17 protein-coding genes and 2 tRNA genes are annotated in these 21,303 nt (G+C 64.5%); 8 read left to right on the forward strand and 11 right to left on the reverse strand.

Annotated features, from left to right (window positions below):
* Positions 1 to 273: 273 nt before the first annotated feature.
* The 3 genes from QX073_RS06890 to QX073_RS06900 all read right to left on the reverse strand — a co-directional run bounded on the left by QX073_RS06890 (position 274) and on the right by QX073_RS06900 (position 2,926).
* Positions 274 to 1,659 (reverse strand): TolC family outer membrane protein, encoded by a 1,386-nt coding sequence (locus QX073_RS06890; RefSeq protein WP_316168010.1) that lies wholly within the window; start codon positions 1,657 to 1,659, stop codon positions 274 to 276.
* A gap of 282 nt (positions 1,660 to 1,941) precedes the next feature.
* On the reverse strand, positions 1,942 to 2,607 hold the full coding sequence (locus QX073_RS06895) for a protein-L-isoaspartate O-methyltransferase family protein (RefSeq protein ID WP_316170217.1): 666 nt from the start codon (positions 2,605 to 2,607) through the stop codon (positions 1,942 to 1,944).
* Positions 2,608 to 2,740: 133 nt separating this feature from the next.
* Positions 2,741 to 2,926, reverse strand: a complete 186-nt coding sequence (locus tag QX073_RS06900) for a hypothetical protein (protein WP_316168012.1) — start codon at positions 2,924 to 2,926, stop codon at positions 2,741 to 2,743.
* 257 nt (positions 2,927 to 3,183) lie between these two features.
* Between QX073_RS06900 and QX073_RS06905 the strand changes: the two genes are divergently transcribed.
* The 6 genes from QX073_RS06905 (at position 3,184) to QX073_RS06930 (ending at position 6,415) form a co-directional block, all read left to right on the forward strand.
* Positions 3,184 to 3,258: transfer RNA gene (locus QX073_RS06905), tRNA-Asn, on the forward strand.
* A 166-nt stretch (positions 3,259 to 3,424) separates the two neighbouring features.
* A complete protein-coding gene (locus tag QX073_RS06910) occupies positions 3,425 to 3,928 on the forward strand; it encodes an NUDIX domain-containing protein (RefSeq protein ID WP_316225491.1) in 504 nt (167 codons plus the stop codon).
* A 15-nt stretch (positions 3,929 to 3,943) separates the two neighbouring features.
* Complete coding sequence (locus QX073_RS06915) at positions 3,944 to 4,789, forward strand: EamA family transporter (protein ID WP_316225492.1); 846 nt, start codon at positions 3,944 to 3,946, stop codon at positions 4,787 to 4,789.
* A gap of 230 nt (positions 4,790 to 5,019) precedes the next feature.
* The gene (locus QX073_RS06920; protein ID WP_315711869.1) at positions 5,020 to 5,484 is read left to right on the forward strand and encodes a response regulator; all 465 of its coding nucleotides are present in this window, start codon (positions 5,020 to 5,022) and stop codon (positions 5,482 to 5,484) included.
* Entirely contained in the window at positions 5,462 to 5,866 is a 405-nt protein-coding gene (locus QX073_RS06925) for a response regulator (protein WP_315711868.1), read from the forward strand. Before QX073_RS06920 ends, QX073_RS06925 begins: the two co-directional genes overlap by 23 nt.
* Positions 5,867 to 6,235: 369 nt before the next feature.
* Positions 6,236 to 6,415: a hypothetical protein gene (locus QX073_RS06930; RefSeq protein WP_315711867.1), complete on the forward strand. Its 180-nt coding sequence runs from the start codon at positions 6,236 to 6,238 to the stop codon at positions 6,413 to 6,415.
* Positions 6,416 to 6,529: 114 nt separating this feature from the next.
* Here the strand turns inward: QX073_RS06930 and QX073_RS06935 are convergent, their stop codons facing one another.
* Complete coding sequence (locus tag QX073_RS06935; protein ID WP_316170214.1) at positions 6,530 to 8,263, reverse strand: methanol/ethanol family PQQ-dependent dehydrogenase; 1,734 nt, start codon at positions 8,261 to 8,263, stop codon at positions 6,530 to 6,532.
* 91 nt (positions 8,264 to 8,354) lie between these two features.
* Positions 8,355 to 8,930, reverse strand: a complete 576-nt coding sequence (locus QX073_RS06940) for a ubiquinol-cytochrome c reductase iron-sulfur subunit (protein ID WP_316170213.1) — start codon at positions 8,928 to 8,930, stop codon at positions 8,355 to 8,357.
* 453 nt (positions 8,931 to 9,383) lie between these two features.
* Here QX073_RS06940 and QX073_RS06945 point away from each other — a divergent pair.
* A tRNA-Cys gene (locus tag QX073_RS06945) sits at positions 9,384 to 9,457 on the forward strand.
* Between the two features lie 50 nt (positions 9,458 to 9,507).
* On the opposite strand, the gene QX073_RS06950 is transcribed toward QX073_RS06945, so the two are convergent.
* From QX073_RS06950 to QX073_RS06975, 6 genes are read right to left on the reverse strand one after another with little or no spacing between them, the layout of a single operon-like run.
* Positions 9,508 to 9,681 carry a hypothetical protein gene (locus tag QX073_RS06950; RefSeq protein WP_316170212.1) on the reverse strand — a complete coding sequence of 58 codons (174 nt, stop codon included), beginning with the start codon at positions 9,679 to 9,681 and terminating at the stop codon, positions 9,508 to 9,510.
* Positions 9,682 to 9,731: 50 nt separating this feature from the next.
* The gene (locus QX073_RS06955) at positions 9,732 to 10,469 is read right to left on the reverse strand and encodes a tRNA-uridine aminocarboxypropyltransferase (RefSeq protein ID WP_315711862.1); all 738 of its coding nucleotides are present in this window, start codon (positions 10,467 to 10,469) and stop codon (positions 9,732 to 9,734) included.
* A gap of 39 nt (positions 10,470 to 10,508) precedes the next feature.
* On the reverse strand, positions 10,509 to 13,613 hold the full coding sequence (locus QX073_RS06960) for an efflux RND transporter permease subunit (RefSeq protein ID WP_316225493.1): 3,105 nt from the start codon (positions 13,611 to 13,613) through the stop codon (positions 10,509 to 10,511).
* Positions 13,613 to 16,741: an efflux RND transporter permease subunit gene (locus tag QX073_RS06965; protein WP_316225494.1), complete on the reverse strand. Its 3,129-nt coding sequence runs from the start codon at positions 16,739 to 16,741 to the stop codon at positions 13,613 to 13,615. The genes QX073_RS06960 and QX073_RS06965 overlap by 1 nt, the downstream gene beginning before the upstream one ends.
* 29 nt (positions 16,742 to 16,770) lie before the next feature.
* Positions 16,771 to 18,174, reverse strand: a complete 1,404-nt coding sequence (locus tag QX073_RS06970) for an efflux RND transporter periplasmic adaptor subunit (protein WP_316170210.1) — start codon at positions 18,172 to 18,174, stop codon at positions 16,771 to 16,773.
* Positions 18,164 to 19,618, reverse strand: a complete 1,455-nt coding sequence (locus tag QX073_RS06975; protein ID WP_315712618.1) for an efflux transporter outer membrane subunit — start codon at positions 19,616 to 19,618, stop codon at positions 18,164 to 18,166. Before QX073_RS06975 ends, QX073_RS06970 begins: the two co-directional genes overlap by 11 nt.
* A 366-nt stretch (positions 19,619 to 19,984) precedes the next feature.
* On the opposite strand from QX073_RS06975, the gene QX073_RS06980 reads away from it, so the two are divergent.
* Entirely contained in the window at positions 19,985 to 21,298 is a 1,314-nt protein-coding gene (locus tag QX073_RS06980; RefSeq protein WP_316203366.1) for an NAD(P)/FAD-dependent oxidoreductase, read from the forward strand.
* Positions 21,299 to 21,303: the final 5 nt, after the last annotated feature.

The following is a 21,303-nucleotide window of genomic DNA, read 5'->3' on the forward strand; positions in this document are numbered from 1 at the left end:
TCCGGACAAGGCCTGATCGATGCAAAACAACAGAACGATACTGCCCATGTCGGAGTCTATTCTTGGAAGAACTTCCGACGCAGTCCGAATCGTTCGGCGGCCATTTTGAGGCTATGTCATGGCAACAAATGAATGCAAGCAACGCCCGCCGCGAACCCGGTGGAGCACGGAGGTCGCCTGTCAAGCGTCGCCCATTCGTCACAACCACAGCATGTGCCACAAAAAAATCCCCCGGCCAAGGACCGAGGGATCAGGGTCGGTATTAAGAATGTACTAATGACCATCCGGCGTCCGTACACCCGCCCAGTTATCCCGGACCTGCTGGTAGTGCACGCTGGGATCGTAGGTGGTCGTCGGCAGGTTCAGCACCTGCGGTGACAGCCGCCCCACGGTCTGAAGCACCGTATAGGATGCCACCACGCGGTCATGCTGGGCGTTCACCAGCGAATTCCGCGCGTTGACCAGCGCCTGCTGAGCGTTGAGGACATCCAGCGTGGTCCGCTGGCCCGCCTTGGCTTCCTCGCGCACGCCGTTCAAGGCGATCTCGGAGGCCGCCACCTGGGCCTGTGCCGACTGCACCTGTGCCTTGCCCGCGAGCAGCTTGCCCCAGGCAGATACCACGTCGGAGCGAGCCTGATCGCGGGTCTGCTCCAGGACCAGACGCTGCTGCGCCAGCGACTCCTTGGACTGCCGGATCAGCGCGTATTCCGCCCCTCCATTGTAGATCGGGACGTTCACCGAGGCGACAGCCGACGCGCTGAACCCACGATAGGATTGCAGGCTCGACTCATAGCCCTGCTGCGCCTGAGCCTGGACGTTTACGGTCGGCAGCAGAGCACCCTCGTTGATCCTGACCTGCAGATACTGGACGTCGATGCCGTACATCGCCGAGGTTACGTTCGGGTTTTCCGTCAGAGCCGTTTCGACCGACTGCTGGAGGGTCGCCGGCAAATAACGGTCGACAGGAGAGCCCGGCGCCAAGTTCTGGGGATCGTTGCCGATGATTCGGCGGAAGTTCGAGCGGGTCGCCGTTAGTTGGGCCTCTGCTGTGAGCTGCTGCGTGCGGCCGGCGGCGAGCTGAGCCTCGGATTGCGCGACGTCGGTGCGGGTGACCTCGCCGACGTTGAACCGATCGCGGGTCTGCTTGAGCGTCTGCTCCAGCACCCGCGTGTTGCTGCGCTGGACCTCGACGATCGCCGCATCGCGCAGATAGTCCATATAGATCGTGGCCGCCGCTAGCAGCACCTGCTGCTCAAGAATGCGGAGAGCCTCGCGTTGCGCCGAGACGTTCGCCTCGGCCTTGCGCACGCCGTTTGCCGTCTGCTGACCGTTATACAGATTCTGGTTGACCGTCAGGCCGACGCTTCGCGGCCTCTGCACGCCGTTCACGGCCGGCGTCGCGGGTGCCGCTTGCAAATCCGTATACTGAATGCCCGCCGTCGCATTCAGACTGACCTTCGGCCGATACCCCGAGAGTGCCTGCGGAACGCCTTCGTCGACCGCACGAGCCTGGGCCCGCGACGCGTTCAGTTGCGGGTTGTTCTGATAGGCACGCACCAGCGCAGCCTCGATCGTGTCGGCCAGCGCAGGCGTCGGGCCTGCACAAGCCATCACGAGGACCGCAGCCGCCGCTGCGGTGACGAGCTTCACCCCAAACATCCCTGTTCCATTCATTTGTTACCGGCTCGAACGCCAGAGCCGGGCCGTAACCTGTTGAAGAGACTCCCGCGCACCTCGCACCTTATTCCCCATGCAAGCGCAACGGAACCACCCAAGCCTGGAACCCGTATCGAAAACTGTCAACGTGCAGCATCCAGGCCACACTTCTGATTTAAAACAGAATTTTGCCCGCCCGCGGCCGCGAAGACGACGCACCAAACCGTGCTGCGCGACGGGCGGCCCGGCAGTTCAGGAGAGTCGCTAAGGACCTCGTCGGACGACTTAAAAAACGAACTCGGGGACCCGTTCGAGACCGGAAATGACCGGCGCCGCAGCATCGAACAGAACCCTGCTGCCGATATCACCATGCGATCGCGTAAAGATCATGGCGCGGGCGGGACGCGCGGTGGCGAAGACGCCGACCAGGCGGCCGCCCTCCTTCAATTGACGGCACAGACCGTCCACGGCGACCTCGGTCGCTCCATTGAGGAGAATCACGTCGAAGCGGCCGTCCGCCGGATCACCCTCCGCGGCCGGCGCGACCCGAATCGTAACCGGGCAGCCATCGACGGCGGCAAGCAGCTGCTTGGCGCGCCCTTCGATGGCAGAATCGACCTCCGTCGCCGTCACGCTGCCCGCCAGTCGGGCGGCCAGCGCGGCGAGATAGCCCGTTGCACATCCAACCACCAGCACGCTGTCGGTCGGCTTGATCTCGGCAGCCTGCAGCAGTTTTCCCGTCAGCATCGGCTTGATCAGATACCGCTTGGCCGAGGCGGATTCGGAGACGTCGAGATCCAAGTCGAGATAGGCCAGCGCCTGCCGATCTGTGGGAACGTAGGCTTCCCGCGGCACGGTCAACAACGCATCCAGCACGCGGTGATCGGTGACGTCGTTGGTCCGGACCTGACCATCGACCATTTTCTGGCGCGCCGTCGCGAATGAAGACATGAGCAGACCTGCAAGCAAAGCGGATGGACCGCGGACGATCTGCGCAATCTTTTGGTACAAGGCCCTGGAAAAGGCAACATGCGGGTTTCAACGGAGCCGCTGGGACGCCGCCTGTGAGTGCGCCGACCGCCGGCTACTCGATCACCACGGCCAGTCGCCCGAGCAACTGCACGATCTCGTCAATATGTTCGGAATCACCGCGCGTCATCATGTCGGCCAACCGCGTGAGACATTCGTCATCGCTGAGACGCTCGACCTGGTCGGGAATCAACGAAGGCGCGGAGACTGCTTCAGCGAATGGGACGACGGTGTTTGGCATCTACGACACTCCATGACCGCGGGCACTGGCCGGTTCCAGCAAACTATCGGGGCCGGTTTGCTCCCCTCCAAGTGAATTTCCTGTCATCGAACTGTGGGCGACCGCTGCCCAGCAAGTGTTCAAAATCAATCTAACCATCTGAAATTTCGGTATTTTATTCCTGAGCCCGCAATCGTCGCAAAGATGCGATTTCGTTCTATGCAAGGCGAAACGGCTTTGTTATACGCAGCCGCATTCGCGAACATTGCTTCGCCTGTTCCTCGGTAGCTCAGCGGTAGAGCATTCGACTGTTAATCGAATGGTCGCTGGTTCGAATCCAGCCCGGGGAGCCATTCTGGCCATGCCGAATGGTTCTATATATCCTCCCAATCCCTCTTTCTTGTGACGCGGGACATCCGCCGATTGGCCGCGAACGTGCGCCGATCTTCGCTGTCTTGCCTTGACCGCGCATGGAGCGTCGGGCAAGCGGGGCGAATCTCTTGCAAGTGACGACCAGCGATGCCGATTTCCGATCATCTGAGAGCCGTCCGCAGCAAGATCGGCCATGATCTTTTGGCGACCACAGCGGTTTCCATCTCCGTGTTCGACAACCAGGGCCGCATTCTGCTCGGGCGCGACGCGGAGACGGGCCTCTGGACGTTGCCCGGCGGCGCCATCGATCCGAATGAGCACCCGGCCGACGCGGCCACCCGCGAATGCTTCGAGGAGACCGGGCTCGTGGTCCGGCCGATTCGCCTGCTCGGGGTGTTCGGGGGCCCGGAGTTCCTCATCCGCTATCCCAACGGTGATCTGACCTACTATACGGTCATCGCCTTCGAGGCCGTCATCGAAGGCGGCGCGCTTGCGCCCGATGGCGAGGAGATCGCGAGCCTCCGATTCGTCGATCGTGGGGAATGGGACCAGCTCCCGGTGTCGCCATCGAGCCGGATCATCTCGCGGCAGGCGCTCCAGCACGACCCCACCCCCTACTTCGCTGCCGCGAGCTGGCGGCCCGAAAACTGAACCGGACTCGAGTCGTTGGATCCTGTCGCCGCAATTCTCATGCTGATGGCCGGTCTGCTTCACGCGAGCTGGCACGCCATCGTCAAGACCGGCAGCGGCCTCTCCCTCCTGGCTGGCATGGGTCTGGTAAGCAGCGCCCTGATCCTGCCCTTCCTGTTTCTCGTTGCCGTCCCGGCGGTCTCGACCTGGCCGCTCATCGTGGCCTCGCTGGTCTTGCACGCGGGCTACAAGGCGAGCCTCGCAATGGCCTACCGTTCGGCCGAGCTTGGACGCGGCTACCCGATCGCGCGTGGCACCGTTCCGCTGTTCGCAACGCTATTTGCCTCGCTGGGTCTGCAGCAACTGCCACGGAGCGGGCAGTTGATCGGAATTGCCATAATCGTCCTCGGCATCACCGGCCTGGCGCGCGACCGCATCCACGGTCCGATCGACCGCCGCGCGTTCTGGGCCGCCGTCTGCGCCGCCGCACTGGTCGCCGGCTATTCGGTGGTCGATGCGGCAGGCACCCGGCAGACCGAAGGCTGGGCTTCGTTCACGGTCTGGATGATCGTGCTCGACAGTGTCGTGTTCTTTCTCGTCGCGATGATGCTGCGAGGACCTGCTCTGGTGGTGGAGATCCGAGACGCCTGGCTTCCGGTGCTGATCGCAGGCACCCTGGGGCTGACGTCATTCGTGGTATTCCTTTGGGCCTTGAGCCGCAATCCGATTGCCAATGTGGTCGCGTTTCGCGAATGCAGCGTCCTGTTTGCGACGCTGATCGGCGTGCTGTTCCTGAAGGAGCGTGCAACGCCGCGACGGCTCTGCTGCGCAGCGTTGATCGCAGTGGGGCTGGTCACGGTCGCCCTGCTCAAGCCGGACTGAGATTCTTCAAACAACCGGAGCCATCCACTCCCGGAAATCATAGTTCCATCTTCATCGCATGATGCACAACAGGCGGCCGGCCTGCGGCCCGGACAGGAAAGTTCCGTAAAACCGCTAGTTGCAGAATCGGGACAACTAATTCAGTGTTAACTACTTTGCCATTTTCGAGCCTCAGCCTATTGTCCTTGTAGCGTGAGCGTCCTTCAGTCCTGCTGATACTGAGGTGGCCCATGCCTACTGTCCTCATTATTGACGATGATTGTGCCACGCGCGCTGCGCTGGAAACATTATTGAAGAAGAAGCGGTTCTGCGTGTTTCTCGCGCCGGATGGTCCGACCGGCATTCGATTGATCGGCAGCGTGTCCTTCGATGCCGTCGTGATCGACATGTTCATGCCGGGCATGGACGGCATCGCAACCATTCGCGAGCTCATCAAGCTCGATCCCACGGTCCCGTTCATCGCGATCTCCGGCTACGCGTTCACCGACAAGAAACTGGGTGCTCCAGACTTCCTCGGTATGGCAATCAAGCTCGGAGCGACGGCAGCGTTGCAGAAGCCGTTCGACATCCTCGATCTGCTCGAAGCGGTCGATCGTGCGATCGAGGTGCGCCAACGACTTCTGAGCGAGGCGCGGCACGTCGCTCCTCATCCACGTCTGTCAGGAAGGGCTCATGATGAACATCCTGGTCGTTGATGACGAAGTCGGCGTTTGCTGTGTCATCCAGCACCTTCTGGTTCGCGAGGGCTACGCGGTCACTGCCGTCACCGACGGTCGGCTGGCCATGGATGCCGTGTCCCGCGATGATTTCGCCGCGGCTCTGATCGATCTCAACTTGGCCGACATGGACGGCAACGAGGTCATCCGGGCTGCACGGGCGGCCCGGCCCACGATGCCCATCGTGATGATGTCGGGCATGGTGCTGGAATCAGGACGCGGGACGCCTGATTTGCTCGGCCCCTCGCCCAGAATGGTCGGCCTTCATCGTTTGGCGAAGCCGTTCAAGCCGAAAGACCTGTCGCAGCTGATGCGCGACATTCTGGTGCAGGACACCGAGCTTCTCGCCGTCGCGGTTTGACCGCCAGCGATTCTGCCGCTTGCGTCGAGCCGGACGTTTGGAGCGGGTCGCCTCTTCGGCCTTTGCCAGTGAAGCGGCCTGCGACTCGCGGCAGGCGTTGCGGATCTCTTGCTCCCGGTCGGCTACGGGCCGGATCGTGATCGCTGCACGGCATCACCTGCCGCGCGGGCAGACGGGTCACCGACGACGCGAAGCCTTGGGATGTGAGCCCGTTCACACTGGAACAAAGCGGACCGCGGTATATTTGGAACGAAGGGCACCGCTAACCAATTGGGTCCGTCGTGCCCGATCGTTAGAATTTGAACGATCCGCTCAATTTGAAAAAAGTGGAATTTCGCCATCGTGGCTCGCAGTTTGCGCGAGGGCGAGATGAGCGAAGCCGAATACGAGTTGTTGATGGACGTTGTGAGAACCGCTATTGCGCCCGAGACCGAGACCGATTCCATGGCCCGCTTGTTCTCAATTCTGCATTTCCCCACGGCGGCCAACGACAACCAGGGCGCCTGGCCGCTGATCCCGTTTCCGGACGGCTGGTTCGCGGCCTGCTGACGCGCGATCTTCTGTCGTCATGCAAGCCAAGGGATCGGCACGCCGGAACGCTGCCGCGGTCTTCATTTTCTGAGATGGCGACTGCCGAGGCCGCCGCCCTTCAGATCACCGGCGCTACTTCCTGACTGCGAATACCCAGACGACGCCGCCCTGCGGGACGTTGTCCTCCAGACCAATGTCGCCTTTCGAGAGCGCATCCTGGATGCGCTGCGCATCGACGCCCCAGCCGGATTGCACGGCGATGTACTGCGTGCCATCCGCCTCATAGGCGACGGGCATGCCCATGATGCCCGAGTTCGTCTTCTGCTCCCACAGCAGCTCACCGGTCTTGGCATGGAACGCCCGGAACATCCGGTCGTTGGTGCCGCCGACCAGAACGAGATCGCCCGCCGTCGCGGTCACCGACCCGAACAGCTGGGATTTCGGGAAATTGTGCGACCACACCTTCTTGCCTGTCGCCGGATCCCAGGCCTGCAGCTCCCCGAAATGGTCGGCACCGGGCCGCACCGTGAGCCCGATGTCCTCGGCCTTGGTGCCGAGCCAGAGCTGGCCGGGAACGAGCGGCAGCTTCTCCCCGGTGAAGCCGCCGCAGAAATTCTCGTTCGCCGGCACGTAGACGAAGCGCGTCTTCTGGCTGTAGGCCGCGGACGGCCAGTCCTTGCCGCCCCACAACGAGGGACAGAAGTCGACACGCTTGCCGAGCGTCGGCTTGTGCGCGGGATCGACGATCGGCCGTCCCGTCTCGGGCTCAATTCCCTTCCAGACATCGGTGTGGACGAAGTTCCAGCCGTTGACGTAGTTGATTCGCTCCGGCGTGCGCTCGAGCACCCAGAAGATGGCGTCGCGTCCGGGATGGATCAGGCTCTTGAAGCTGCGGCCGTCCCGCTGCAGGTCGACCAGCATCGGTGCATCGACCTCGTCCCAGTCCCACGAGTCGTTCTGGTGATACTGGAAATGCGTCTTGATCTTTCCGGTCGCAGGATCCAGCGCGATCACCGAGCTGGTGTAGAGATTGTCGCCGGGGTGCAGGCCCCCCGGCCAGGGCGCGGCGTTGCCGACGCCCCAATACACCGTCTTGGTGTCCTTGTCGTAGGTGCCGGTCATCCAGGCAGACCCGCCGCCATTCTTCCAGTCGTCGCCGCTCCACGTGTCATGCCCGGGCTCGCCTTCGGAAGGAATCGTGAAGGTGCGCCAAAGCTCCTTGCCGTCCTCGGCGTCATAAGCGGCAACATAGCCGCGGACGCCGAACTCGCCGCCGGATCCGCCGACCATCACCTTGCCGTCGACGATCAGCGGCATCAGCGTGAGATATTGTCCCTTCTTGTAGTCCTGGACCTTCTTGTCCCAAAGCACCTTGCCGGTTTGGGCGTCGAGCGCGACCAGATGATCGTCCGTCGTGGCGAGGTAGAGCTTGTCCTGCCAGAGGCCGACGCCGCGATTGGTCGGATGCAGCTGGAACAGATCCTCGGGGAGCTCGCGCTTGTAGCGCCAGTACTGGTCGCCGGTCTTTGCGTTCAGCGCGATCACCTGCCCCATCGGCGTCGTGATGAACATGACGCCGTTGTTGACCAGAGGCGGCGCCTCGTGCCCTTCGACGACGCCGGTGGCAAAGGTCCAGACCGGCACCATGTCCTTGACGTTCGTGGTGTTGATCTGGTCGAGCGGACTATAGCCTTGGCCATCATAGGTCCGACGATAGAGCATCCAATTGCCTGGCTCGGGATTTTCGAGCCGTGCGGGCGTGACAGGACTGTAGTTGTCGATCGGGCCGGCCACGGCTGCCGGTGCGGCGAGACAGGTGAACGCCACGGTGCTCGATAGCAGCCATTGCTTGATCGCGGTGGACATGGACAAACCTCCCCTGCTTCGTTTTTCGATTCACTTGTTGTCGTGACGGGTGTCGAGACGATGCGAGTTCCGATAGGCACATGGGATCTCATCAGCCCTGTTGGCCACCTACCTTTCCAATGAAGGGCGCAGCGATCATGAGCGCGCCGTCCTTGAGCACGAGGGGAAGCGCGGCGAGCCGCCGGGGCGCGGGGCCGAACACGACCTGCGCCCCGCGCCTCGGGTCGTACTCGGAATTGTGGCACATGCATTTGAAAACATCGTCGTTGCCCTCGGTCGCCTTGATCCAGGCCGTGACCGGGCACCCCGCATGCGAGCAGATGGCCGAATAGGCGACGATGCCTTCGGCCGCACGCTGACGCGTGTCTTCGTCGAGTTCGTTTGGATCGAGCCTGACGAGCAGCACCTCGTTCAATCGCGACCCGTCACGCACGATCGCATTCGCTGGATCCTTCGGCCACCCATGAACCGGTGGCTCGCCAATCTTCAAGTCATCAGGCGTGATCGTCTGCCCTTCGCGCTCCCCTTCCGAGAACACGAGCAGGTCGCCCTTTTGCGGCCGCTTCTCCTTGCGCGGATCGTCGTCATCGGCCGCCGCGCTGGCAACCGTTGCGCATGCGGCAAGCGTGCCGAAAACCACCGAGCGGCGTGTCGGGTGATCATCCATGACAGATCTTTGCGTGTGAAGTTGTGTGCGAGTCGCGGGCGTGCTGTTCTAGAGAGCTCGGCTCCCCGCAACGCACCCTGACATAGAACAATTAGAACTACACAACCTGACGAAATCAAGGCGCGTTGCGCGATTTCGCCGCGATGTCTTCAACTATCGTCGCTGCTGCGCGCCATTGCCGGTGCAGCAGTTCGGCGAAAGCTCCTAGCGATCGGGAGCGACGGTGTCGCCAGCTCCGTCTGGAATTGCGACCACGCGAGTTGTGGACCAGGGTTCGCGATGAGGGCGGCGCGACAATCCCTCTCTGCGCTGCCGTGCCCGATGCGACCAGTTCGAAACGCGGCTGGGCGGATCGAAATTCCAGCTGGCCGAAGGCCCGGATCGACGACGTCGGCCTTCGCGACGAGAGTGGTTGCCTAACCGAGAGATTGCCTATATTGCTCCGCCCACAGGGGCCACGTGGCGGAGTGGTTACGCAGCGGTCTGCAAAACCGTTTACACCAGTTCAATTCTGGTCGTGGCCTCCACTCAATCAAGATCAAGCGGTTGGACTACCCATTGGGGCCGCGAACCGGCGCTAGATGGGCAGATCGTCGATGCCGCCGGGATAGCTGACCTGCGCGCGCGGCCAAGTCAGAATTGCCCCTCGTTCACCGGCCGAGACGCCCGTCCGATCCGAGCCGGATCTGCCGGCCAGCCGGGGCGCGTAATCCCGGAGCTGCACCACGTTGGACTTTTCTGCTTCCGGCATGGCTCTCATCCTCGTTCCATGCTGCAATGCAAGAAGCGTACCTCCGGTTCCTAAACCCGCCGTTTACGGTTGCGCCAATCCGGCTTGCGGGCCTTTGGGCGGGGCGTGAGCTCCGGCTGCGCTTTTTCCACCTCCCGATACCGCGCCAGCATGCGCTCGAAGCTCGCGTCGAGGGCCGTGGCAATCTCCGGCCGCCGTTCCAGCGCGGCCATCAGCATCCCGGCAGCCTCGATGGTCGACAGCCCGTCGCGGCGCGGTTCGCGGCGCAGCCGGCCGTAGCGCGACGGCTGCCGCGGCCCGAGGATCACGCGCTGGCATTTCAGCATCCACGGATTGCGCCACCACAGCGCTTTGGCCTGGCTCCAGGTGCCGTCGAGCAGGATCACGCCCTCGATCGACTTGAGGATGGCGCGCTGGTTGTCGGCGACCTCACCCTTGCGGGTCACCGCGACCACCTCGCTCTCGGGATCGAGCTCGGCCGCCTTCGCCGAGCCGAGATAGAGAATGGCCCAGCGCGCGGGATCGGCGACCGGCCGTCCCAGTGCCTTGGCGAGGCTCGGCCAGGATAGCCCGACCTTGACCACCGCGTTCTTGAAATGCAGGGCGGCGAGCCGCGCGGTGCCGAGCGCGCGATCCTGCTCCTGCGGATGCTGCAGGATCAGGAGCCCCAGCCGGCTCTCCAGCGGTGTGACGCTGTCGCAGATGCACAGCGGCAGCGGTTTCTGGCAACGCGGGCAATCGGGCGGCGCCTCGGTGGCGAGCGGCGGATGGTCGTGTGGTTCTGGCATGCGGCGGCTATACGCGCCCGCGGACAGGGCCACAACGGCTCATTCAGCGGGCGCGGCGAGCGGCTCCGGGGTCGAGCGGCGGCGCAGCCGGTCGATCAGCAGGTAGATCACCGGCGTGGTGTAGAGGGTGAGGATCTGCGACACCAGCAGCCCGCCGATGATGGTGATGCCGAGCGGGCGGCGCAGCTCGGTGCCCGGACCGGTCGCGATCACCAGCGGCAGGCCGGCGAACAGCGCGGCGAGGGTCGTCATCAGGATCGGGCGAAAGCGCACCCGGCAGGCCTCGAAGATCGCATCGGCCGAGGACATGCCGCGCTGGCGCTCGGCCTCGAGCGCGAAATCGACGAGCATGATGCCGTTCTTCTTGACGATGCCGATCAACAGGATGATGCCGACGAAGGCGATCACTGTCAGCGGTGTGTTGGTGACCTGCAAAGCGAGCAGCGCGCCGAGCCCGGCCGACGGCAGGGTCGAGATGATGGTCAGCGGATGCGCCAGGCTCTCATAGAGCACGCCGAGCACGATATACATCGCGGCCAGGGCGAACAGGATCAAGAGCGGCTGGCGGCCGCTGCTCTTGTTGAAGTCCCCGGCATTGCCGTCGAAGCTGCCGCGGATGCCCTCCGGCATGTGCAGCTCGTCGACGGCGCGCTGGATGTTGGCGGTCGCGGTCTGCAAGGGCACGTCCGGCAGCAGGTTGAACGACACGGTGGTCGAAGGGAACGATTGCGAGTGATACACCGCCAGCGGTGACAGGCCACGCTCGGCCTTGACCAGCGCCGACAACGGCACCTGCGCGTCCCCTGCCCCGGCCACATAGATGCGGTCGAGATTGGAGGGATCGGTCTGGAATTTCGGGTCGATCTCCAGCACGACCATGTACTGGTTGCGCTGGCTGTAGACGATCGATATCTGGCGTTGCGCGAAGGCGTTGTTGAGCGCGTTGTCGATATCCTGGACGCGGACGCCGAGGCTCGCCGCCTTTTGTCGGTCGATCCGCAGCGCGAGCTGCAGGCCACCGGGATCGCGGTCGCTGGAAATGTCGGTGATGCCGTCAACCGTCTCCAGGCGCTTGGCGACAATCGGCGCCCATTTCTGCAGAAGGTCGAGATCGGGGCTGCTCAACGTGTACTGATAGTCGGAATCGCTCTGACGGCCGCCGGTGCGCACGTCCTGCGCGGCGAACATGAAGAGCCGAATGCCGGGGACCGTCGCGAGGCTCCGCCTGAGGCGGTTGATCACGAGCTCAGTGGAGACGCCCTCGCGCTCCGCCGGGGGCTTGAGATTGATGAACATGGTGCCGCGGTTGGACGTCGCGCCACCCGGCCCGCCGCCGCCCCCGATCGTCGAGCCGATACCGGCCACGGCGGGATCGGCCATCACGATGTCGGCGAGCCGCTGCTGCAGACCAAGCATGGACTGGAACGAGATGTCGGCCGAGGCGCGCGTCGCACCGATGACGAAGCCGGAATCGTCGGTCGGGAAATAGCCCTTGGGCACCTTGATGTAGAGCGTCACCGTGAGCGCGATGGTGGCGAAGAACACGATCAGGGTGAGAAACGGATAAACCAGCACGCCGCGCAGCGTCCAGGCATAGAAGCGGACCATGCCGGACAGCGCGCCTTCGACGATACGGTCGAACCAGGTGGCACGATCGGACAGCGTCTCCTTGATGTAATGCGCGCAGATCATCGGCGTCACCGTCAGCGACACCAATGTCGACACGACGATTGCGAAGGTCAGCGTCAGCGAGAACTCACGCAGGAGACGGCCAACGACGCCGTCCATGAAGATCAACGGCACGAAGGCCGCAATCAAGGAAAGGCTGATCGACAACACGGTAAAGCCGATCTGGCGGGCGCCGTCGAGCGCGGCGCGCATCGGCGACAGGCCATGCTCGAGATTGCGGTACATGTTCTCGATCATGACGATGGCGTCGTCGACGACGAAGCCGACGGAGATCGCGAGCGCCATCAGTGACAGATTGTCGATCGAGAAGCCTGCGAGCCACATCGCCGCGCAGGTGCCGGCGAGCGCCAGCGGCACCGAGACGCCGGCCGCGACCGTCGGCACCAGGCGGCGCAGAAAGAGGAACACGACGACCATCACCAGCACGGCGGTCGCGAGCAAGGTCCACTGCATGTCCTCGACCGAGGCGCGAATGGTCCCTGTGCGATCGACCAGAGTGGCGATCTCGATGCCAGCCGGCAGCCATTGCTTGAGCTCGGGGATCAGCGCCTTCACACGGTCGACGGTCTCGATCACGTTGGCGTCGCCCTGTTTCGCGATCTGGATCAGCACCGCCGGCTGCTTGTTGAACCAGGCGATCGAACGCACGTTGCGTACGGAATCCTCGACGTCGGCGACATCCGACAGCCGCACGAAGCTGCCATTGCTGCTCTTGATCAGGATGTCGCGGAATTCGGCCGCGCTGCGCATCTGCCTGTTGATGGCAATGGTCTCGCTCTGCCGCGCGCCCTCGAAGATGCCGACCGGCCCGATCGGATTGGCATTGATGATCGCCGTCCGGACATCGTCGGTCGAAATCCCGGCATTGGCGAGCGAGACCGGATTGAGTGCGATGCGCACGGCAGGCTGATCGGCGCCGCTGACCGTGACATTGCCGACGCCGGGCACCTGGAACAGACGCTGCGCCAGAACGGTGTCGGCGACGTCGTACATCGCGCTCGGCGTCATCGTCTTCGAGGTCAGGGCCAGAACGAATACGGGAGCCGCGGCCGTGTTCGCCTTGCGGAACCGCGGCAGCGCCGGCAGGTCGCTCGGAAGGTCCGACAGCGAGGCGTTGATGGCCGCCTGGACGTCACGCGCGGCCTTGTCGATGTCGCGGCCGATCGAGAACTGGATCTGGATGTTGGTGGTGCCGAGCGAGCTCGTCGATGTGATCTGGTCGACACCTGCGATTTCGCCGAGCCGCCGCTCCAACGGCGCCGCGACCGTCCCCGCCATGACGGACGGGTCCGCACCCGGGCGCGACGCGCTGACGAAGATCGCGGGGAAATCGACGTTCGGCACCGGCGCGACGGGAAGGAAGATATAGGCGACGATCCCGACCAGGAACAAGCCGATCGAGAGCAGCGTGGTGCCGACCGGCCGGCGAATGAACGGCTCGGAGATCGAGGCCATCACTGGATGCCTTCGGTCGCACCTGCGATCGGCGGCGACGGCAGGTTCGGCGCCGGCGGCAGCGCGCGCTCGAAGCGACGATTGATGCGGTCGAGCGCGAGATAGATGACCGGCGTCGTGTACAACGTCAGCAATTGGCTGAGCAGCAGGCCGCCGATGATGGAGATGCCGAGCGGAAAGCGCAGCTCCGAGCCGGTGCCGCTCTCGATCGCCAGCGGCAGCGCGCCGAACAGCGCGGCCAGGGTCGTCATCATGATCGGGCGGAAGCGCAGGAGACACGCCTGCACGATCGCGTCGTAGGGGGTGCGGTTTTCGTGACGCTCCGCCTCGAGCGCGAAGTCGATCATCATGATCGCGTTCTTCTTGACGATGCCCATCAGGAGGATGATGCCGATCAGGCCGATCACCGAGAGATCCTGGCCGAACAGCATCAAGGCCAGGATGGCGCCGACGCCGGCGGATGGCAGCGTCGACAGGATCGTGATCGGATGGATGTAGCTCTCATAGAGCACGCCGAGCACGATGTAGATCGTAACCACGGCCGCGAGCAGCAGCCAGGGTTGGCCGGCCAGCGACTTGGCGAACTCGGCGGCATCGCCCGAATAGACGCCGATGATGCTGCCGGGCATGCCGATGCGGTTCTCGGTCGCATGAAGCGCGTCGACCGCCTCGCTGAGCGCCGCGCCGGGCGCGAGGTTGAAGCTCAGCGACACCGCCGGAAACTGCGCCTGATGCGAGATCGCCAGCGGCGCCGTGGTGCGCTTGAGGCTTGCCACCGCAGAGAGCGGCACCTGGCCGCCGGCGCCAGGCAGATAGAGCTTCGACAGGACCGACGGGTCGCGCTGATACATCGGCAGCGCCTCCAGCACCACGCGGTACTGGTTGGCCTGGCCGTAGATCGTCGAGATCTGCCGCTGCGCGAAGGCGTCATTGAGCGTGTCGGTGACGCCCTGCAGGCTGACGCCGAGCTGGCCGGCGCGCTGGCGGTCGATGGTCAGCTCCGCGCGCAGGCCGCCCTCCTGGGCTTCGGAGGAGACGTCGCGGAATAGAGGGTCGCGGCGCATTTCTCCGACAAGCTGCCTCGCCCATTTCGACACCTCGGCGGCATCGGCACCGGTCAGCGTGTACTGGTACTGCGAGCGGCTCGCCTGGGTCGAGATCTGCACGTCCTGGACCGGCTGGAAGTACACGGTCATGCCGGGCACGCCCGAGGTCTTCTGCTTCAGCCGGTCGATCACCTCGGCGACCCCGTCCTGCCGCTCGCCAAGTGGCTTCAAGGTCATGACGAGACGGCCGACATTGGTGGTCGGATTGACCGATCCGGCGCCGATCACCGAGACGACGCCGACGACGTCGGGGTCAGCCTGGATCGCGGCGGCGACGTCCGCCTGACGCTTCTTCATTTCGGCGAACGACACGTCAGGGCCGGCTTCGGTCACCGCCGTGATCGAGCCGGTATCCTGCAGCGGCAGGAAGCCCTTGGGCGCGACGACGTAGAGCGCCAAGGTCGCCGCCAAGGTCGCGAAGGTCACGACGAGCGTCTCGGTCTGGCGGTCGAGCACCCAGAGCAGGCTGCGGTGATAGACCGCTACCGTGCGGTCGATGAAGCGGCTGATGGCGTTCAGCCCCGGCAGCACCCATTCCTCGCTGGCATGCTTCAACAGCCGCGAGCACATCATCGGCGTCAGGGTCAGCGAGACCACCGCCGACGTCACGACTGCGATCGTCAAGGTCAACGCGAACTCGCGGAACATGCGACCGACAAGCCCGGACATGAACAGCAGCGGAATGAACACCGCGATCAGCGACACGGTCAGCGAGATCACGGTGAAGCCGATCTCGCGCGCGCCGCGCAGCGAGGCGTTCATCGCGCTCTCGCCATTCTCCATGTGGCGCACGATGTTCTCGATCATCACAATGGCGTCGTCGACGACGAAGCCGGTGCCGATGGTGAGTGCCATCAGCGAGAGATTGTCGAGACTGAAACCGGCGAAGTACATCACGCCGAAGCTCGTGATCAGCGACAGCGGCAGCGCGACGCCGGCGATGATCGTGGCGCGCAGCGAGCGCAGAAACAGCAGCACAACCAGCGTCACCAGCACCACGCTGAGCACCAGCGTGAACTGCACGTCGTGCACCGAGGCGCGGATGGTCACGGTGCGATCGCTGACGATGGCGAGCTTCACGCCGGCGGGAAGCGTGCGCTGCAGCTTCGGGATCTCGGCACGGATCTGCTTGACGACCTCGATGACGTTGGCACCCGGCTGGCGCTGGATGTCGAGGATGACCGCAGGGACACCCTGGTACCAGCCGCCGGTCCGATCGTTCTCCAGACCATCGATAATCGTTGCGACATCGCCGATCGTGACCGGCGAGCCGTTGCGGTAGGCGATGATGATCGGCTTGTAGGCGTCGGCGGCTCCGATCTGGTCGTTGGCCGTGATCAGATAGGCCTGCTGGGCACCGTCGAGCGACCCCTTGGGACCGGAGACGTTGGCGCCTGCGATGGCGGCGCGCAGGTCCTCCATCGAGATGCCATAGGCGGCGAGCCGCGCCAGGTCGGCCTGCACGCGCACCGCGGGCTTGAGTCCGCCGAGCACCGAGACGCGGCCGACGCCGGAGACCTGGCTCAGCCGCTGCGCCAGGATCGTGTCGGCCATGTCGCTCATCGCGCGCAAAGAGATCGTGTCCGAGGTCAGCGCGAGCGTCATGACCGGTGCGTCGGCCGGATTGACCTTGGCGTAGGTCGGCGGATAGGGCAGCGACTTCGGCAAGACGCCGGCGGCGGCATTGATCGCCGCCTGGACGTCCTGCGTGGCGCCATCGATGTCGCGTCCGAGATCGAACTGCAGCGAGATCTGGCTGACGCCGAACGAGCTCGTCGAGTTCATCGCCGAGAGCGACGGGATCTGGCCAAGCTGGCGCTCCAGCGGCGCCGTGATCAGCGAGGCGATCACATCGGGGCTGGCGCCCGGCAGTTGCGTCGTCACCTGGACGGTCGGGAAGTCGACCTGCGGCAGCGCCGAGACCGGCAGCGCGAGATAGCCGAGCAGCCCGCCGATCAGCAGCGCGACGCCGAGCAGCGAGGTCGCGATAGGACGGCGGATGAAGGGTTCGGAGACGCTCATCGCGACTGCTCGTCACTCTTGCGGTCGCGTCATGGCTGCGCCTTCGCGCCGCGACCTGCTTCACTCCCTCCCTGGGGCGCTGCACCGGCATCGGTCTGGCCCGCGGCCTGAGGCCTGCGACGCAGCTCGCCGTCCTTCGGCGCGCCGTCAGGCGGAGCTCCGCCCTCCTTGGCCTGGTCCTTGCCTTGATCCTTTGCTTGCGGATTGCGGCCGCGTTTGCGTGGCGCCAGATCGGCCTGCGGCGTCTGCTCGGCGCGCCCGACCACCACTTTGACGCCCTCGGCGAGGTTGGCAAAGCCTGTCGTCACCACACGGTCCGAGGGGCTCAAGCCGCTCGCGATCACGGCCTCGCTCTCATTCTGCTGCACGACCGCCACCGGATGCGCAGAGACGATGTCGCCCTCGCCGATCACGTAGCTGAACGTACCTGCCGGCCCGCGCTGCACGGCCGACGTCGGCACCGTGATCGCCTGCGACAGGGTCTCGACCTTGAGGCGGACATTGACGAACTGTCCCGGCCAGAGCTGAAATCTGCCGTTGGGGAATTCTGCTTTCAGCTTCAGCGTGCCCGTCGTCTGATCGACCTGGTTGTCGATGCCCCGCAACGTGCCGGTGTCAATGACGGTGACGCCGTCATTGCCGAACACGTCGACGGCGAGCGGTCCCTTGGCGGCGGCCGCATTGACGCGCATGATCTGCTGCTGGGGCAGGCTGAACTGAACCGCAATCGGCTGCAGCTGCGTGATGACGACGAGGCCGGTCGCGTCAGAGGCATGAACGATGTTGCCCTGGTCGACCTGGCGCAGGCCGGCGCGGCCGGAGAGCGGCGCCACGATCTTGGTGTAGCTCAAGGTCGTCGCCGCATTGTCGATCGCGGCCTGATCCGCCTTGATCAGCGCCTGCTGCTGCGCCACCACCGCGCGCTGCGTGTCGGCCTGCTGCTTGGAGCCGGCATTGCTGGCGGCGAGCTGCTCGTAGCGGGCGAGGTCGAGCTTCTGGTTGGCGAGTTGCGCCTCGTCCTGCGCCTTCTTGGCAACGGCCTGATCGTACTGCGCCTGATAGATCGCCGGATCGATCTCCGCGAGCACGTCGCCCTTCTTGACGTCCTGCCCTTCGACGAAATTGACCGCGATCAGCTTGCCGTCGACCTGCGAGCGCACCGTGACCGTGTTCAGCGCGCGCACCGCGCCGACGCCGTCGAGATAGACCGGCACGTCCTTGATGGCAGGCGAGGCAGCCAGGACCGGAACGGGAAGGTCGGGCCGCGCGAAGCGGTTATTGGCCTGCTGCTTCTGCTGCATCGCCGACCAGCCGATATAGCCGAGGCCGCCGAGGATCAGCAGCGTGATCGCGATCGACACCAGTCGCCGTGCCACGCTGGACCGCGCGCGCTTCACTGCCGCTGCTCCCTTCTCGTCCGGTTTAAAGAGCATCGGCCGACTTCTCCATGCGCGGCTCCCAGCCGCCGCCGAGCGCCTGGTAGAGGCTCACAAACGCCTGCAGGCGCGCCAGTTGCGCCTGCGATAGCGCGTCCTCGGCCTGGAACAGCGTCAATTGCGTATTCAAGACGGTCACGATGTCGGCAGTTCCCGCGCGCAACTGCTGCTCTGACAATTCGAACGCACGCCGCGAGGCGGCGACGACCTGGCGCTGCAATTGCAGTCGGATCGTGGTCTGCTTGATCGAGAACAGCGCATTGTCGACGTCGGTGAAGGCCTGGATCACGGTCTTGCGGTAGGTCTGCAGCAGTTCATCCTGCCGCGCCTTGGCGTTCTCGAAGTTGCCCAGAATCCGGCCGCCGTCGAAGATCGGCTGGGTCAGGCTGCCGGCGAGGCTGAAGAACGCCGCATGCGGCTGAAACAGCGACACCAGTGCCGCGCTCTGGTAGCCGCCGTTGCCCGTGAGCTGGATGCTCGGAAAGAACTGCGCCCGCGCGCTGCCGACATTGGCCGTTGCCGATGCCAATTGGGCCTCCTGCCGGCGGATGTCCGGACGCTGCGTCAGGATCTCCGACGGCAGACCAGGCGTGACCCGCGGAGTCCTGATCTGATCGAGCGAGCCGCCAATGACCCGAATGCCTTCGGGCGATCGCGCGACCAGCACGGCCAGGGCATTGACGTTCTGATCGAGCGTCTGGCGCAGCGGCGGCACCGCCGCCTTCTGATTGGCGAGCACGCTCTCCTGCTGCGCGACGTCGAGATCATTGCCGGTGCCAGCCTTCTGCCGCTCGCGGATGGCATCGAGCACACGCGTGGCGCTGGCGATGTTGCGCTCAGCCGTCCGAATCCGATCCTGCGCGGCCAGCACCTGGAAATAGGCATTGGCGACGGTGGCGAGCGTCGTCAACTGCGTGACGTCGCGGTCGAAGCGGTTGGCTACCGCGGTTTCCTCGGCCGCCTGCAGCGCGTCGCGATTCTGGCCGAAGAAGTCGAGCTGGTAGCTCGCAGAGAGCGAGGCTTGGTAATTGACGACCTCGCGGCCGCCATTGGTGAGCCCGCTGGAGCTCGACCCGGACGTGCGCGAATAGGTCTCCTGCCCCGTGCTCGACAGGCTTGGCAGCAGCGCCGCGCCGGCCTGCCGCGCCAGCGCATCGGCCTGCCGGAACCTTGCCACAGCAGCGGCAATGTCGAGGTTGACGCTCTGCGCCTCCTCCATCAGCTGGGTTAGCTCGCGTGATCCGAAGCCGCGCCACCAATCCAGCGGCGGCGGCGCCGCCATATCGGAACCGGACGCCGCCTTGTAGCGCTGGGGCAAGTCGAGGGCCGGATCGGGAATATCCTGGGTCAGCAGGCAGCCGGCCGAGTTCGCCGCCAATCCGATCGCCGCCAGCCAGTGGACAAATCGCCGCAGGGTAGCCGGCACACGGCGCTCCCGCATCCCGGCGACGATCCGCGGGTCAGCGGACGCGCGGCAAGGCTCGTCGACGGCGATCGGCACGATGGACACTGGCGTGATGCTTCCCTGTAGTCTTGGGAATCATTCTAGCCGCAGCCCACGGCGGCGGACAGCCCTGCAGCCCCCCGTCGCCCCAGCAGCGATGGTGCCGATAAAGTCCACCGAATCGACGAATCTCCCGTAAATCAGCGGAGTTTCGTGAAGGCAGAGCCACGGGCCCCCGGCTGCCGCCTTACCAAGATTTCATCTGTCGAATGCCGTTTTGGCCGGGGTGTGACGCGGCGAGCGCGCCCGTGAAACCCTTTGGCGGGGACTCCGTAACTTGCACGTGAACTTCAGGGGGCATTCATGCGAGTTGCGGTGGTCGGAACGGGTATTGCGGGTAACGCCGCGGCCTGGTCCTTGGCGAAACGTTATCCGATCACCGTCTACGAGCGCGATCTCCGTCCGGGCGGCCACAGCCATACCGTGACGATCGACTATGACGGCGCTCCGGTCTCGGTCGACATCGGCTTCATCGTCTACAACGAGCTGAATTATCCTGAGCTCACCGCCTTGTTCGACCATCTGGGGGTCGAGACGGTCGACAGCAGCATGAGCTTTGCCGTCACCGCGGATGCCGGCCGCTTCGAATGGAAAGGTGGCGGAAACACCTGGCTCGACACCGCCAAGGGGCTGTTCGCGCAGCCGAGCAACCTGCTGTCGACATCCTATCTCTGGATGCTCAGGGACATCCTGACTTTCAACGAGCAGAGTACAGCCGACTTCAAGGCCGGCCGCCTGCATGGCCTTATGCTCGGGGATTATTTCCGGCGCAACCATTTCGCTCCGCGACTGCTCACCGACTATCTGGCGCCGATGGGGGCCGCGATCTGGTCAGCCCCGGCGTCCGAGATGCTGGACTTTCCGGCCGAGAACTTCGTTGCGTTCTTCAGCAACCACAGGTTGCTGCAATATGACCGTCCGGTCTGGCGCACCGTCAAGGGCGGCAGCCGGCGCTATGTGGAGAAACTGACGTCGAGCTTCCGCAACCAGATCAGGCTCGGCAGCGCCGTGACCAGCATCGAACGCACCGCCCACGGCGTCGTCGTTCAAGACAGCAGCGGGCGTCGGGACACCTATGATCACGTGGTGATTGCCGCACACAGCGACCAGGCCTTGTCGATGCTCACCGACGCGGACGATCGGGAGCGCGGCATCCTCGGTGCGATCAAATATTCGCCCAACACGATATATCTGCACCGTGACAGCAGGCTGATGCCGAGGCGCCGCCGCGCCTGGGCCTCGTGGAATTTCCTGCGCTGGCAGCGTGAGGGCGTTCCCATGAACGACGTCGCCGTCACCTATTGGATGAACAACCTGCAGGACATCGACGACGCCAAGCCGCTGTTCGTCAGCCTCAACCCCCCCTTCGCTCCGGCCCCGGAGCTGACCTTTGGCAAATATATCTGTGAGCACCCACAATATACGGCTGCCGCCTTTGCGGCGCAGAAGCGTCTGGCAGCGATTCAGGGGCAGCGCCATACTTGGTTCTGCGGGGCCTGGACCGGCTACGGCTTCCATGAGGACGGGCTGCGCTCGGGTCTCGCCGTGGCGGAGGCGCTCGGCGCGAGCGTGCCATGGCGCGGGTTTCCCACCGAGCTCGCCGAGGCTGCGGAATAGGCGCG

The organism is Bradyrhizobium sp. SZCCHNS3052 (assembly GCF_032484495.1).
Classification (GTDB): Bacteria; Pseudomonadota; Alphaproteobacteria; order Rhizobiales; family Xanthobacteraceae; genus Bradyrhizobium.